The organism is Paenarthrobacter sp. C1 (assembly GCF_049315185.1).
Classification (GTDB): domain Bacteria; phylum Actinomycetota; class Actinomycetes; order Actinomycetales; family Micrococcaceae; genus Arthrobacter; species Arthrobacter nicotinovorans.
The window spans coordinates 155,548-171,172 of sequence record NZ_CP186052.1; the positions used below are offsets into that span (position 1 = coordinate 155,548).

At 58.2% G+C, this 15,625-nt stretch carries 6 protein-coding genes, 5 rRNA genes and 1 pseudogene; 8 read left to right on the forward strand and 4 right to left on the reverse strand.

Going from position 1 to position 15,625, the window contains the following annotated elements:
* Window positions 1–236: 236 nt before the first annotated feature.
* Both ACNAOU_RS00765 and rrf (ACNAOU_RS00770) read left to right on the forward strand, forming a co-directional pair.
* Window positions 237–3,366, forward strand: a 23S ribosomal RNA gene (locus ACNAOU_RS00765).
* Between the two features lie 157 nt (window positions 3,367–3,523).
* Window positions 3,524–3,639: ribosomal RNA gene (rrf, locus tag ACNAOU_RS00770) — 5S ribosomal RNA — on the forward strand.
* 203 nt (window positions 3,640–3,842) lie between these two features.
* On the opposite strand, the pseudogene ACNAOU_RS00775 reads toward rrf (ACNAOU_RS00770), so the two are convergent.
* Window positions 3,843–4,435 (reverse strand): annotated as a pseudogene (locus ACNAOU_RS00775) (HhH-GPD-type base excision DNA repair protein).
* A gap of 463 nt (window positions 4,436–4,898) precedes the next feature.
* Here ACNAOU_RS00775 and ACNAOU_RS00780 point away from each other — a divergent pair.
* From ACNAOU_RS00780 to rrf (ACNAOU_RS00790), 3 genes are all read left to right on the forward strand, one after another.
* Window positions 4,899–6,406, forward strand: a 16S ribosomal RNA gene (locus ACNAOU_RS00780).
* A gap of 541 nt (window positions 6,407–6,947) precedes the next feature.
* Window positions 6,948–10,074 (forward strand): 23S ribosomal RNA (locus tag ACNAOU_RS00785).
* Between the two features lie 143 nt (window positions 10,075–10,217).
* A 5S ribosomal RNA gene (gene rrf / locus ACNAOU_RS00790) occupies window positions 10,218–10,333 on the forward strand.
* The 16S, 23S and 5S rRNA genes sit together here, the layout of an rRNA operon.
* A 95-nt stretch (window positions 10,334–10,428) precedes the next feature.
* Here rrf (ACNAOU_RS00790) and ACNAOU_RS00795 read toward each other — a convergent pair.
* The 3 genes from ACNAOU_RS00795 to ACNAOU_RS00805 form a co-directional block, all read right to left on the reverse strand.
* Window positions 10,429–11,262, reverse strand: a complete 834-nt coding sequence (locus ACNAOU_RS00795) for an alpha/beta fold hydrolase (RefSeq protein ID WP_018780095.1) — start codon at window positions 11,260–11,262, stop codon at window positions 10,429–10,431.
* Between the two features lie 64 nt (window positions 11,263–11,326).
* On the reverse strand, window positions 11,327–12,181 hold the full coding sequence (locus tag ACNAOU_RS00800) for an alpha/beta fold hydrolase (RefSeq protein ID WP_039239168.1): 855 nt from the start codon (window positions 12,179–12,181) through the stop codon (window positions 11,327–11,329).
* A 9-nt stretch (window positions 12,182–12,190) separates the two neighbouring features.
* Complete coding sequence (locus ACNAOU_RS00805) at window positions 12,191–13,087, reverse strand: alpha/beta fold hydrolase (RefSeq protein ID WP_422757809.1); 897 nt, start codon at window positions 13,085–13,087, stop codon at window positions 12,191–12,193.
* A gap of 76 nt (window positions 13,088–13,163) precedes the next feature.
* On the opposite strand from ACNAOU_RS00805, the gene lysS reads away from it, so the two are divergent.
* From lysS to ACNAOU_RS00820, 3 genes are all read left to right on the forward strand, one after another.
* On the forward strand, window positions 13,164–14,693 hold the full coding sequence (lysS, locus tag ACNAOU_RS00810) for a lysine--tRNA ligase (protein ID WP_039239172.1): 1,530 nt from the start codon (window positions 13,164–13,166) through the stop codon (window positions 14,691–14,693).
* A gap of 2 nt (window positions 14,694–14,695) precedes the next feature.
* Window positions 14,696–14,869, forward strand: coding sequence for a hypothetical protein (locus ACNAOU_RS00815; protein WP_018780099.1), 174 nt, complete (start codon window positions 14,696–14,698; stop codon window positions 14,867–14,869).
* Window positions 14,870–14,998: 129 nt separating this feature from the next.
* On the forward strand, window positions 14,999–15,322 hold the full coding sequence (locus ACNAOU_RS00820; RefSeq protein ID WP_018780100.1) for a histone-like nucleoid-structuring protein Lsr2: 324 nt from the start codon (window positions 14,999–15,001) through the stop codon (window positions 15,320–15,322).
* Window positions 15,323–15,625 lie beyond the last annotated feature (303 nt).

The following is a 15,625-nucleotide window of genomic DNA, read 5'->3' on the forward strand; positions in this document are numbered from 1 at the left end:
GTTTCTTTTGTTCCTGCAGCCGGTTCCTCCGGTCTTTGTGTTGCGGCCTGCGTGTGTGGGTTGTGGCGGGTTGGGGGTTGGTTGATGGGGTTGTTGTTTGAGAACTACATAGTGGACGCGAGCATCTGGGACATACACGCTTTGGTGTGTGTGTTCCATACAGCAATTTCTTATGAATGAACCTTGGGCCGTAGTGGCTCGTGGTTCTCTCGAGTAAGTTTTTGATCATGTTTGTGTGGTCAAGTTTTAAGGGCACACGGTGGATGCCTTGGCATTAGGAGCCGAAGAAGGACGTAGGAATCTGCGATAAGCCTGGGGAGTTGATAACCGAGCGTTGATCCCAGGATGTCCGAATGGGGAAACCCCGCACAACGCTGTCATGGTGATTGTGTGACCCGCATCTGAACACATAGGGTGCGTGGGGGAACGCGGGGAAGTGAAACATCTCAGTACCCGCAGGAAGAGAAAACAAGAGTGATTCCGTTAGTAGTGGCGAGCGAACGCGGATCAGGCTAAACCGTTTCCATGTGTGATAGCCGGCGGGCGTTGCATGGGCGGGGTTGTGGGACTTTCCGTTCTGGTTCTGCCGGGCCAGTGAGGTGAGAGTGCGTGCATAGGTGAACGGTCTTGAAAGGCCGGCCAGAGAGGGTGTGAGCCCTGTAACCGTAATGTTGTGTGCCGCCTGGAGAGTATCCCAGTAGCACGGGGCCCGAGAAATCCCGTGCGAATCTGTCAGGACCACCTGATAAGCCTAAATACTTCCTAATGACCGATAGCGGACCAGTACCGTGAGGGAAAGGTGAAAAGTACCCCGGGAGGGAGTGAAACAGTACCTGAAACCGTGTGCTTACAATCCGTCGGAGCAGTCTTGTTACTGTGACGGCGTGCCTTTGAAGAATGAGCCTGCGAGTTAGTGTTACGTCGCGAGGTTAACCCGTGTGGGGTAGCCGTAGCGAAAGCGAGTCTGAATAGGGCGAGTGTAGTGGCGTGATCTAGACCCGAAGCGGAGTGATCTACCCATGGCCAGGTTGAAGCGACGGTAAGACGTCGTGGAGGACCGAACCCACTTCAGTTGAAAATGGAGGGGATGAGCTGTGGGTAGGGGTGAAAGGCCAATCAAACTCCGTGATAGCTGGTTCTCCCCGAAATGCATTTAGGTGCAGCGTTGCGTGTTTCTTGCCGGAGGTAGAGCTACTGGATGGCCGATGGGCCCTACAAGGTTACTGACGTCAGCCAAACTCCGAATGCCGGTAAGTCAGAGCGCAGCAGTGAGACTGTGGGGATAAGCTTCATAGTCGAGAGGGAAACAGCCCAGACCACTAACTAAGGCCCCTAAGCGTGTGCTAAGTGGGAAAGGATGTGGAGTTGCGAAGACAACCAGGAGGTTGGCTTAGAAGCAGCCATCCTTGAAAGAGTGCGTAATAGCTCACTGGTCAAGTGATTCCGCGCCGACAATGTAGCGGGGCTCAAGTACACCGCCGAAGTTGTGGATTTCACACAGTACCCTAGCCTTCGTGGTTCAGGGGTGTGGAGTGGTAGGGGAGCGTCGTGTGGGCAGTGAAGTCGCGGTGGAAACCAGCGGTGGAGCCTACACGAGTGAGAATGCAGGCATGAGTAGCGAAAGACGGGTGAGAAACCCGTCCGCCGAATGATCAAGGGTTCCAGGGTCAAGCTAATCTGCCCTGGGTAAGTCGGGACCTAAGGCGAGGCCGACAGGCGTAGTCGATGGACAACGGGTTGATATTCCCGTACCGGCGAAAAACCGCCCATGCCAAGCGGGGATACTAACCGCCCGGAGCCTGCCCGCTCACCCTTGTGGTGTTGTGGGTTTTGGCCGAGCGCGGGACCTGATCCCGGAGGTAAGCGTATTAACAGGTGTGACGCAGGAAGGTAGCCGGGCCGGGCGATGGTTGCCCCGGTCTAAGGATGTAGGGTCAGGGATAGGCAAATCCGTTCCTGTGTGCTTCGAGCACGTTCCTGAGATCTGATGGGACTCCCGTAAGGGGGATCCGGTGATCCTATGCTGCCAAGAAAAGCATCGACGCGAGGTTTTAGCCGCCCGTACCCCAAACCGACACAGGTGATCAGGTAGAGAATACCAAGGCGATCGAGAGAATTATGGTTATGAACTCGGCAAAATGCCCCCGTAACTTCGGGAGAAGGGGGCCTGCCCCGTGATGGAGACTTGCTCTCCGTGAGCGGGTGTGGGCCGCAGAGACCAGGGGAAGCGACTGTTTACTAAAAACACAGGTCCGTGCGAAGTCGCAAGACGATGTATACGGACTGACTCCTGCCCGGTGCTGGAAGGTTAAGAGGACCGGTTAGCCACTTGTGGCGAAGCTGAGAATTTAAGCCCCAGTAAACGGCGGTGGTAACTATAACCATCCTAAGGTAGCGAAATTCCTTGTCGGGTAAGTTCCGACCTGCACGAATGGAGTAACGACTTCCCCGCTGTCTCAACCATAAACTCGGCGAAATTGCAGTACGAGTAAAGATGCTCGTTACGCGCAGCAGGACGGAAAGACCCGAGACCTTTACTATAGTTTGGTATTGGTGTTCGGAGTGGCTTGTGTAGGATAGGTGGGAGACGTTGAAACCCGGACGCCAGTTCGGGTGGAGTCATCGTTGAAATACCACTCTGGTCACTTTGGACATCTAACTTCGGCCCGTGATCCGGGTCAGGGACAGTGCCTGATGGGTAGTTGAACTGGGGCGGTTGCCTCCTAAAAAGTAACGGAGGCGCCCAAAGGTTCCCTCAGCCTGGTTGGCAATCAGGTGTCGAGTGTAAGTGCACAAGGGAGCTTGACTGTGAGAGAGACATCTCGAGCAGGGACGAAAGTCGGGACTAGTGATCCGGCGGTACATTGTGGAATGGCCGTCGCTCAACGGATAAAAGGTACCTCGGGGATAACAGGCTGATCTTGCCCAAGAGTCCATATCGACGGCATGGTTTGGCACCTCGATGTCGGCTCGTCGCATCCTGGGGCTGGAGTAGGTCCCAAGGGTTGGGCTGTTCGCCCATTAAAGCGGTACGCGAGCTGGGCTTAGAACGTCGTGAGACAGTTCGGTCCCTACGCTGCGCGCGCAGGAAATTTGAGAAGGGCTGTCCTTAGTACGAGAGGACCGGGACGGACGAACCTCTGGTGTGTCAGTTGTACTGCCAAGTGCATCGCTGATTAGCTACGTTCGGATGGGATAACCGCTGAAAGCATCTAAGCGGGAAGCTCGCTTCAAGATGAGATTTCCATACACATTATGTGTGAGAGGCCCCCAGCCAGACCACTGGGTTGATAGGCCGGATGTGGAAGCGAGGACTAAAGACTCGTGAAGCTGACCGGTACTAATAGGCCAACAACTTACACCACACACAAAACACTGCACGCGTCCACTATGTGGTTCCCGAACAACAACCGTTCCAGGAACCAACAACAACAACAACAACAACTACATAACACCACAGTTGTAACCACAAAGCTTCCCACCCACCCCCACACCAACACGGGGTCGGGACGGGTAACAGAGTTACGGCGGTCATAGCGTGGGGAAACGCCCGGTCCCATTCCGAACCCGGAAGCTAAGACCCACAGCGCCGATGGTACTGCACCCGGGAGGGTGTGGGAGAGTAGGACACCGCCGGACAACCATTAACGAAGAGCCCCAACCACGGTTGGGGCTCTTCCATTTAACACACACAACCCCCACACAAGCACCGGCCCTGCCCTCTCGTGGAAGTATGCGCGTTAGGGCATTGCCGGGCGTGCGTCAACGTAGTCTACGGCAATGCCGTAGACGGCCACTCACACAACCCACCCGACATTGAATATGCCGGGCGGGCGGCGGGTTCAGGAGCCGCTTGTCTTTGCAGCCTTTGCTGCGGCTTTCGCTGCTTGTTTGCTGGCGCGGACCTTGGCCAGGGATGCAGGGTCCACGATGTCGGCCACGGATAAGTAGGAGCCGTCTTCTCCGTAGTGGCCGGCGGCCTCACGCCATCCGGCGGCTTTGAGACCGCATTGCTTGCCCAAAAGCGCCAGGAAGATCTTCGCCTTTGCTCTCCGTAACCGGGCAGTGCCTTGAGCCTGCGGAGCACTTCGGGGCCGTCAGGGTTACCCTTCGTCCAGATCGCTGCTGCATCTCCGTCCCAGTCACTGTGCACCGTGGCAGCGAGGGCCTGGACCCTGCCTGCCATGGAGCCCGGAAAGCGGTGGACGGCCGGCCTCTCCTTGAAGAGCTCCACGAAGCCGGCCGGATCCTGGCCAGCGATGACGCCCGGATCGAGGGTGCCCAGACGCGTACGGATCTTCTCCGGGCCGGCAAAGGCCGATTCCATGGTGACCTGTTGATCGAGCAGCATGCCCGTCAACAATGCAAAGGCGTCTTGACTGAGCAGCTGGTCGGCGGCGTCTTCGCCTGTGATGTGGAGTTCCATGGGTCCCATCCTCCCACCCACCGGCGGTGTCGTCACGGCCGTGTTGTAGGTGGTGTTCGACGGCGGTTTGGTGGGGTTTGGGGGTTGGGGTGGGGTGTTGGGTGGTGGATTTGCGTTGGGGTTGTGGGGCGTGTATTGTTTTCTGAGTCGCCGGGTGCGAAACGGAAAGCTGGAAGGTGTGTACGGTTCGGTAGGCGGCCAAAAATAACTCTTCTTTCCAATGGCCCTGTTGTGGTGCGCTGCTTTGTGTGGTGTTCCGGTGGGGTGATGTTTTGGGGGTCTGTTGTTTGAGAACTCAATAGTGTGCCAAGTTTGTTGATACCGATTGTTTTATTGATTGGTTGAAATTTTGCCAGGTTGCTGCGCACCCCGTGTGTGGTGGTCTGGTTTTCAGCTGGTTTCGAATTTTGTGCAGCCGTGTTTGCCGTTATTTCCGGTGGGTGTGGTTGTGTCTGTTTGATTTTGTTTTACTTCAACGGAGAGTTTGATCCTGGCTCAGGATGAACGCTGGCGGCGTGCTTAACACATGCAAGTCGAACGATGATCCCAGCTTGCTGGGGATTAGTGGCGAACGGGTGAGTAACACGTGAGTAACCTGCCCTTGACTCTGGGATAAGCCTGGGAAACTGGGTCTAATACCGGATATGACTCCTCATCGCATGGTGGGGGTGGAAAGCTTTTGTGGTTTTGGATGGACTCGCGGCCTATCAGCTTGTTGGTGGGGTAATGGCCTACCAAGGCGACGACGGGTAGCCGGCCTGAGAGGGTGACCGGCCACACTGGGACTGAGACACGGCCCAGACTCCTACGGAGGCAGCAGTGGGGAATATTGCACAATGGGCGCAAGCCTGATGCAGCGACGCCGCGTGAGGGATGACGGCCTTCGGGTTGTAAACCTCTTTCAGTAGGGAAGAAGCGTAAGTGACGGTACCTGCAGAAGAAGCGCCGGCTAACTACGCCAGCAGCCGCGGTAATACGTAGGGCGCAAGCGTTATCCGGAATTATTGGGCGTAAAGAGCTCGTAGGCGGTTTGTCGCGTCTGCTGTGAAAGACCGGGGCTCAACCCGGTTCTGCAGTGGGTACGGGCAGACTAGAGTGCAGTAGGGGAGACTGGAATTCCTGGTGTAGCGGTGAAATGCGCAGATATCAGGAGGAACACCGATGGCGAAGGCAGGTCTCTGGGCTGTAACTGACGCTGAGGAGCGAAAGCATGGGGAGCGAACAGGATTAGATACCCTGGTAGTCCATGCCGTAAACGTTGGGCACTAGGTGTGGGGACATTCCACGTTTTCCGCGCCGTAGCTAACGCATTAGTGCCCCGCCTGGGGAGTACGGCCGCAAGGCTAAAACTCAAAGGAATTGACGGGGCCCGCACAAGCGGCGGAGCATGCGGATTAATTCGATGCAACGCGAAGAACCTTACCAAGGCTTGACATGAACCGGAAAGACCTGGAAACAGGTGCCCCGCTTGCGGTCGGTTTACAGGTGGTGCATGGTTGTCGTCAGCTCGTGTCGTGAGATGTTGGTTAAGTCCCGCAACGAGCGCAACCCTCGTTCTATGTTGCCAGCGGTTCGGCCGGGGACTCATAGGAGACTGCCGGGGTCAACTCGGAGGAAGGTGGGGACGACGTCAAATCATCATGCCCCTTATGTCTTGGGCTTCACGCATGCTACAATGGCCGGTACAAAGGGTTGCGATACTGTGAGGTGGAGCTAATCCCAAAAAGCCGGTCTCAGTTCGGATTGGGGTCTGCAACTCGACCCCATGAAGTCGGAGTCGCTAGTAATCGCAGATCAGCAACGCTGCGGTGAATACGTTCCCGGGCCTTGTACACACCGCCCGTCAAGTCACGAAAGTTGGTAACACCCGAAGCCGGTGGCCTAACCCTTGTGGGGGAGCCGTCGAAGGTGGGACCGGCGATTGGGACTAAGTCGTAACAAGGTAGCCGTACCGGAAGGTGCGGCTGGATCACCTCCTTTCTAAGGAGCTGCTTGCAATGATTGGTGCCCTGCATGGGGTGTCTGGTTGTTGTCAGTGTTGCCCATTGCGCAGGCGTTTGTTCTGCGGTGGGTGCTCATGGGTGGAATATCAACGAATCATTTTTGGCATGGCTTTCGTGGTTGTGTCCTGGTGCTAGTACGGCGGTTCGTGCTCCTGCTTTGTGTGGGGGTGTGGGTTGTTGGGAACGTGTCCGGGGTGTTGCTGGTGGGGGTTGTGTTTGGCGCACTGTTGGGTCCTGAGGCAACAGGACCTTTTTGCAGCAATGCAGGGGGCACTTCTGGTGTTTCTTTTGTTCCTGCAGCCGGTTCCTCCGGTCTTTGTGTTGCGGCCTGCGTGTGTGGGTTGTGGCGGGTTGGGGGTTGGTTGATGGGGTTGTTGTTTGAGAACTACATAGTGGACGCGAGCATCTGGGACATACACGCTTTGGTGTGTGTGTTCCATACAGCAATTTCTTATGAATGAACCTTGGGCCGTAGTGGCTCGTGGTTCTCTCGAGTAAGTTTTTGATCATGTTTGTGTGGTCAAGTTTTTAAGGGCACACGGTGGATGCCTTGGCATTAGGAGCCGAAGAAGGACGTAGGAATCTGCGATAAGCCTGGGGAGTTGATAACCGAGCGTTGATCCCAGGATGTCCGAATGGGGAAACCCCGCACAACGCTGTCATGGTGATTGTGTGACCCGCATCTGAACACATAGGGTGCGTGGGGGAACGCGGGGAAGTGAAACATCTCAGTACCCGCAGGAAGAGAAAACAAGAGTGATTCCGTTAGTAGTGGCGAGCGAACGCGGATCAGGCTAAACCGTTTCCATGTGTGATAGCCGGCGGGCGTTGCATGGGCGGGGTTGTGGGACTTTCCGTTCTGGTTCTGCCGGGCCAGTGAGGTGAGAGTGCGTGCATAGGTGAACGGTCTTGAAAGGCCGGCCAGAGAGGGTGTGAGCCCCGTAACCGTAATGTTGTGTGCCGCCTGGAGAGTATCCTCGAGCACGGGGCCCGAGAAATCCCGTGCGAATCTGTCAGGACCACCTGATAAGCCTAAATACTTCCTAATGACCGATAGCGGACCAGTACCGTGAGGGAAAGGTGAAAAGTACCCCGGGAGGGGAGTGAAACAGTACCTGAAACCGTGTGCTTACAATCCGTCGGAGCAGTCTTGTTACTGTGACGGCGTGCCTTTGAAGAATGAGCCTGCGAGTTAGTGTTACGTCGCGAGGTTAACCCGTGTGGGGTAGCCGTAGCGAAAGCGAGTCTGAATAGGGCGAGTGTAGTGGCGTGATCTAGACCCGAAGCGGAGTGATCTACCCATGGCCAGGTTGAAGCGACGGTAAGACGTCGTGGAGGACCGAACCCACTTCAGTTGAAAATGGAGGGGATGAGCTGTGGGTAGGGGTGAAAGGCCAATCAAACCCGTGATAGCTGGTTCTCCCCGAAATGCATTTAGGTGCAGCGTTGCGTGTTTCTTGCCGGAGGTAGAGCTACTGGATGGCCGATGGGCCCTACAAGGTTACTGACGTCAGCCAAACTCCGAATGCCGGTAAGTCAGAGCGCAGCAGTGAGACTGTGGGGGATAAGCTTCATAGTCGAGAGGAAACAGCCCAGACCACCAACTAAGGCCCCTAAGCGTGTGCTAAGTGGGAAAGGATGTGGAGTTGCGAAGACAACCAGGAGGTTGGCTTAGAAGCAGCCATCCTTGAAAGAGTGCGTAATAGCTCACTGGTCAAGTGATTCCGCGCCGACAATGTAGCGGGGCTCAAGTACACCGCCGAAGTTGTGGATTTCACACAGTACCCTAGCCTTCGTGGTTCAGGGGTGTGGAGTGGTAGGGGAGCGTCGTGGGCAGTGAAGTCGCGGTGGAAACCAGCGGTGGAGCCTACACGAGTGAGAATGCAGGCATGAGTAGCGAAAGACGGGTGAGAAACCCGTCCGCCGAATGATCAAGGGTTCCAGGGTCAAGCTAATCTGCCCTGGGTAAGTCGGGACCTAAGGCGAGGCCGACAGGCGTAGTCGATGGACAACGGGTTGATATTCCCGTACCGGCGAAAACCGCCCATGCCAAGCGGGGATACTAACCGCCCGGAGCCTGCCCGCTCACCCTTGTGGTGTTGTGGGTTTGGCCGAGCGCGGGACCTGATCCCGGAGGTAAGCGTATTAACAGGTGTGACGCAGGAAGGTAGCCGGGCCGGGCGATGGTTGCCCCGGTCTAAGGATGTAGGGTCAGGGATAGGCAAATCCGTTCCTGTGTGCTTCGAGCACGTTCCTGAGATCTGATGGGACTCCTGCAAGGGGGATCCGGTGATCCTATGCTGCCAAGAAAAGCATCGACGCGAGGTTTTAGCCGCCCGTACCCCAAACCGACACAGGTGATCAGGTAGAGAATACCAAGGCGATCGAGAGAATTATGAGTTAAGGAACTCGGCAAAATGCCCCCGTAACTTCGGGAGAAGGGGGCCTGCCCCGTGATGGAGACTTGCTCTCCGTGAGCGGGTGTGGGCCGCAGAGACCAGGGGGAAGCGACTGTTTACTAAAAACACAGGTCCGTGCGAAGTCGCAAGACGATGTATACGGACTGACTCCTGCCCGGTGCTGGAAGGTTAAGAGGACCGGTTAGCCACTTGTGGCGAAGCTGAGAATTTAAGCCCCAGTAAACGGCGGTGGTAACTATAACCATCCTAAGGTAGCGAAATTCCTTGTCGGGTAAGTTCCGACCTGCACGAATGGAGTAACGACTTCCCGCTGTCTCAACCATAAACTCGGCGAAATTGCAGTACGAGTAAAGATGCTCGTTACGCGCAGCAGGACGGAAAGACCCCGAGACCTTTACTATAGTTTGGTATTGGTGTTCGGAGTGGCTTGTGTAGGATAGGTGGGAGACGTTGAAACCCGGACGCCAGTTCGGGTGGAGTCATCGTTGAAATACCACTCTGGTCACTTTGGACATCTAACTTCGGCCCGTGATCCGGGTCAGGGACAGTGCCTGATGGGTAGTTTAACCGGGGCGGTTGCCTCCTAAAAGTAACGGAGGCGCCCAAAGGTTCCCTCAGCCTGGTTGGCAATCAGGTGTCGAGTGTAAGTGCACAAGGGAGCTTGACTGTGAGAGAGACATCTCGAGCAGGGACGAAAGTCGGGACTAGTGATCCGGCGGTACATTGTGGAATGGCCGTCGCTCAACGGATAAAAGGTACCTCGGGGATAACAGGCTGATCTTGCCCAAGAGTCCATATCGACGGCATGGTTTGGCACCTCGATGTCGGCTCGTCGCATCCTGGGGCTGGAGTAGGTCCCAAGGGTTGGGCTGTTCGCCCATTAAAGCGGTACGCGAGCTGGGTTTAGAACGTCGTGAGACAGTTCGGTCCCTACTGCTGCGCGCGCAGGAAATTTGAGAAGGGCTGTCCTTAGTACGAGAGGACCGGGACGGACGAACCTCTGGTGTGTCAGTTGTACTGCCAAGTGCATCGCTGATTAGCTACGTTCGGATGGGATAACCGCTGAAAGCATCTAAGCGGGAAGCTCGCTTCAAGATGAGATTTCCATACACATTATGTGTGAGAGGCCCCCAGCCAGACCACTGGGTTGATAGGCCGGATGTGGAAGCGAGGACTAAAGACTCGTGAAGCTGACCGGTACTAATAGGCCAACAACTTACACCACACACAAAACACTGCATCGCGTTCACTATGTGGTTCCCGAACAACAACCGTTCCAGGAACCAACAACAACTACATAACACCACAGTTGTAACCACAAAGCTTCCCACCCACCCCCACACCAGGGGTTGGGACGGGTAACAGAGTTACGGCGGTCATAGCGTGGGGAAACGCCCGGTCCCATTCCGAACCCGGAAGCTAAGACCCACAGCGCCGATGGTACTGCACCCGGGAGGGTGTGGGAGAGTAGGACACCGCCGGACAACCATTAACGAAGAGCCCCAACCACGGTTGGGGCTCTTCCATTTAACACACCAGCCAGGCCCCAACGGGGCTGCAGCCGGATCGCCCGCTGAAACTAGCCGGAGAAGAACTCGGACAATTCTGAGATCAGCTTGTCCGGGGCTTTGTTGGGGCCGTCGTGCCCGAAGCCGGGAAGGATGGTGTAGCTGGACCCGGACAGGACATCGTGGATCTGTCCGCAGGCAACACCGAAGTAGGCGGGGCTCTTTTCACCTACCACGATCAAGGTCTCCAGCGGCAGTGCCAGGAACGGCTCGGCGGGCATGTCGGCCGCAATGACGGCCTTGATTTCGCGGACGCCACAGGTCATGAGCTCCCGCATCTGCTTGCCGACAGGTGTGCCGGCGGCCAGCTTGTTGGCCAGCGTCAGCATCGAGAGCGGCATTCGCGCGAAAGCGCCGCCTGTCTCAACTCCCTTGATGAGGACGGCGAGGGCGCGGTCGTAGTCTCCTGCCGCCGTCGCGCGTTCATAATCGGGCGTCCAGTCGGCTTTGACGCTGTGGTTGACCGACACGGCGGGATCATAGACGGCCAGCCGCTCCACCGGGAGCGTGCGTGCTGCATGCAGCGCCACCGCACCGCCGAAGCTATGGCCGAACACGTCGGTGCTGGACGTGTGCTCCATAACCGTTTGAAGGTCCCGGATATCGGCTTCCAACGTGTAGTCCTCGGCTTGGGGCGATGAGTCGCCCCTGCCTCGCCGATTGAACGTGTGGACCGGCCGGCCGAGCGCCTCACTGAGCTTCTGGGCGAAACGCGTGTAATCGGAGGCGGTCACCATGGAGGCAGGAACGACGACTACGCCGGAGCCTGCCGCTGCCAGGTCACCACCTGTGGTGAGGAGTTCGAGGTGTCCGCCGTCGTGGGTCATGATGATGTCGCGCGTCATGTCTTGAGCCTAGCCGAGCCACCCGACAGCCGGCCGCATGGCAACCCCGTATGTGGATACCGAATCAGCTCTTGAAGTACTCCGAGATATCCGAAACCAGTTCATTCACTGCCGCGGGGACTGAGCCATGGAAGCCTTTGGGGGAGACTTCCAACGTGCTCCCGGGGACGGCCCTGTTCAACCTGGCTGCGGCGACTTTGTAGAACTGCGGGCTTTTCTTGCCCACCATGAAATGGGTGTTCGACGGCAGCACAGCGAAGTCCCGGGGCGTGTCGGCGTCCTCGAAGGCGGCCTTCAGCTCGCCGACACCCGAGGGCAGGAGTTCCCGGAAGACCTTGTTCACCTTGGTACGTGAAACCACTGCCATGAGTCCTGCCAGGATGGGCTCGGGTACTCGGGCCAAGGCTGTTCCGGGCTCCATTCCACGCCGCATCCGTGCCATCGCGCGGTTGATGTCGCCCTTGTCCACAGCGTCCGCGAAGCCGGGCAGCCAATCCAGGTCCATGCTTCCGTCGATGTTGACGGCGGCATCGTAGACAGCGAGTTTGCCGGGTTCGTGGCCGGTCCCGGCGAAGTCCTGTGCGGCATTCAGCGCGACGGATCCGCCCAGGCTGTGGCCAAGGATGTTCCGTGCACCGGTGGCGTCCATAACGGTGCGGACATCCTCTACTTCCGTCGCCATGGAGTAGTTGTCCGGCTGCCCTGTGGACTTTCCCCGGCCACGACGGTCGTAGACGTCCACGGCCCAGCCGTCACCCAGGCCCTTGGCCAAAGCGATGGAGAACGGCCGGTAGATGAGGGCCGTCAGAAACGCACCCCCGATCAGCACCACCCTGCGCTCCCCGGGCGCCTCTTCGGCGCCGTAGCTGTACAAGGCGAGCCTGCCGCCGTCGTGTGTCCTGATCCCGCGTTCCTTCACCGGAACATCTTAGGTGGCTTCTGCCTGTCCTACGGGGAGGTGGTTCCCCGAGAGGAACCGGGCCACCCGTGCGGCAAGCCGCCGTCCCGGGCGCAGCGGGCCTTCGTGGAATTGCAGCGGTACCTGCGCGAACGCGATCGCGGGCACCGCGCCGGCCAGCGCCCGGGCCGTTTCGGCGAAGTATGACGGACTCCAGCCGCCGCTGAGCATGAGGGTTGGAGTGGAGATTTTTGTGAAGTCCCCAATGTGCGCGTCAGCGTCAAGGACCGCCCGCATTTCCACGACGGCGGTGGGCAGCAGGGAACGCATCTCCAGTCCCAGCCTGGTTTGGGCGGACAGCACGCTCAAAGTCCGCAGGGCCCGCATCGGAAGATAGGAAATCGGGCCAGCCGTTCCCAACCCCTGTACAAGGTGCGCCCAGGCCTGGTCCAACTGGCCCGCGGTGACTGCTTCCTCCAGCTCCGGCCGCCACCGGCTGCTCAGGTTGCCGGACAACGACACCGCGGCGTCGTAGGTGACCAGCCGGTTGATGGTGGTCCGCCGTGCGGCCTGGAGCGCCACGAACCCACCGTAGCTGTGCGCTACGACGTCGGTGGATCCGCTCTTTTCCATGACTGACTGGAGGTCCGCGATCTCAGTGTCGACGGAATAGCCCGGGGGCTGCGGTGCCGAATGGCCACGGCCGCGGCGGTTGTAGCTGTGGACCGGGCGGCCCAGCATCACGCTGAGGGTACGCGCGAACGGCCAGTACAGGGCATCAGTCACCAGGGTGCCGTGGACAAGCACGACGCCGGCCGTTTCCGCGGGCGCTTTGGAACCGGGGATTGTGGCAGCCGACGCGGGCCTGAAGCTGTGCACCTCAAGGCGCCCGCCGCCGTCGTTCGTTTCAACTGTCCATGTCTCCACCGTCCGAGTCTATGCTTTTCACCGTCGGGCGAAGTCCGGAAATGAAGGTCCGCAATCACCGGTAAACTTAAGGACTGTGACTTCCGCAAACACCCCAGCCCTGAACACCTCCGCAGAGCCCGTCGACGCCAGCGAGCAAATGCGCATCCGCATGGAGAAGCGCGCCAAGCTGATCGAGCGGGGCACAGAGGCTTATCCGGTGGGTGTCGAACGGACCCATTCCCTCGGCGAAATCCGCGAGAAATACGGGCACCTCCAGGCCGACGAGACCACCGGAGACGTCGTAGGCATCACCGGCCGCGTGGTCTTTGTGCGCAACACCGGCAAGCTCTGCTTCGCCACCCTCCAGGAAGGCGGCGTGGACGGCAAGGGCGTGCGCGTGCAGGCCATGCTGAGCCTCGCGAACGTAGGCGAAGAAGCACTGGCCGATTGGAAGGCCCTGGTCGACCTCGGCGACCACGTATTCATCAAGGGAGAGGTCATCTCCTCCCGTCGCGGCGAGCTGTCCGTGATGGCAGATTCCTGGTCCATGGCTTCCAAGGCCCTGCGCCCGCTTCCCGTGCTGCACGCAGAGTTGAACGAAGAAACCCGCGTCCGCCAGCGCTACGTGGACCTCATGGTCCGTGACGAAGCCCGCGAGATGGTTTACAAGCGTGCCGCCATCACCCGTTCGGTCCGCGACACCCTTGACCGCCACGGATACGTGGAGGTGGAAACCCCCATCCTGCAGCTGGTCCACGGCGGCGCCACGGCCCGTCCGTTCGAAACGCACATGAATGCATTCGACCAGAAAATGACCCTCCGCATTGCCACGGAGCTTTTCCTTAAGCGCGCAGTGGTGGGCGGAATTGATCGTGTTTACGACATGGGCAGGGTCTTCCGCAACGAGGGCGTGGACTCCACCCACAGTCCGGAATTCACCACGCTTGAATGCTACGAGGCATGGGCTGACCAGTTCGTCATGGCAGATCGCATGAAGGAAATCATCCTGAATGTGGCAGATGTTGTGGGTACCCGCACCATCCAGACCGAAGCCGGGGAAATAAACCTCGACGGCGAGTGGGCCTGGCTTGCGGTATACCCCGGTATTTCCGAAGCAGTGGGCGTGGAAATTACGCCGGATACCACTGTGGAGGAGTTGTTGGCGATTGCCGCCAAGCACGACGTCAAGGTGGACCCGAAATGGGATGCCGAGAAGATCGTGGTGGAACTCTTCGGCGAAATCGTCGAGCCCACGCTCCTTAACCCGACTTTTGTCTATGACTACCCGCCGTCGGCCCAGCCCCTGGCCCGCCCGCACCGCGAGGATGGCCGCCTGATTGAGGCCTGGGACCTCATTATTGGCGGAATGGAGCGCGGTACGGCATTCTCCGAGTTGATTGACCCTGTTATCCAGCGCGAACGCCTTACGGAGCAATCCCGCAGGTCTGCCGCCGGTGATGAAGAAGCCATGCAGCTGGACGAGGACTTCCTCCGCGCACTCGAATATGGCGCGCCGCCCATGGGTGGAATCGGGCTTGGCATCGACCGCCTGGTCATGTTGTTCACCGGTGCCGGTATCCGCGAAACCATTCTTTTCCCCTTGTTGAAGCCTGAAGGGCACTGATCATGGAGTACATCGCAGTCCTGGCGCCGTCCGTGGTGGTCGGTTTGATTTTCTGGTTCGCCATGAAGTCGATCTTCAACGCGGATAAATCCGAGCGCCAAGCGGAAGCCCGCGCGCAGGAGGAGGCCAATTTGAGAAATCAGGGTCCGGCTCCGGAAGGTCCAGCGGCTAAATAAGCCCGCAATTGGCTTCCGCTAACGGAGGAATCCAATTGTTCTTTGACGTGCATGCTTGCCGTGACAGATAATCAAGAAAGAAACCCGGGGAATTTCTGATTATCCAACCCTCCGAATGAGAGGCAACTCATGGCACAGAAAGTAAAAATCATCCTCGTCGATGACCTGGATGAAGGGGCCGCGGACGAAACTGTCCGCTTTGGCCTGGACGGCGTGAGCTACGAGATGGACCTGTCCACCGCTAACGCAGCTTCCCTCCGGAAGGCCCTGGAACCATACGTAGCCAAGGCCCGGAAGACTTCCGGTCGTGCAACGCGGGGCCGCGCTACTGCAGCCCGTAACCAGGATTCCGCGCAGATCCGGCAATGGGCCCGTGACAACGGTTACACGGTCAACAGCCGCGGACGTATTCAGGCAGAAATTCAGGAAGCTTACCAAAAGGCCAATTCCTGATTCATCACTTCAATGCCCCGGCAGATGCTGCCGGGGCATTCGTTGTTTAAGCGGGGTTTGTTTAGGCTCCGGCCAGCCCATGGCTGGGAATATTCTGTGAATCCCCTGCCCCGGTGGAAAGGCTCCTTAGAGCCCATTTTTGATTCACCGCGATTCCAGGGGCCCGAGTCCGAAAACCCACAGCCCGGGTTCCTCCTGCGGGCAGGGCGGCAGGGTGTCACCGCCGGCGCTTCCGGTCAAGGCTGCCAACTGGATTTATTCCGCAACGACGTCATGTTTCCCCTGTGGCGAACACGCTCCAAA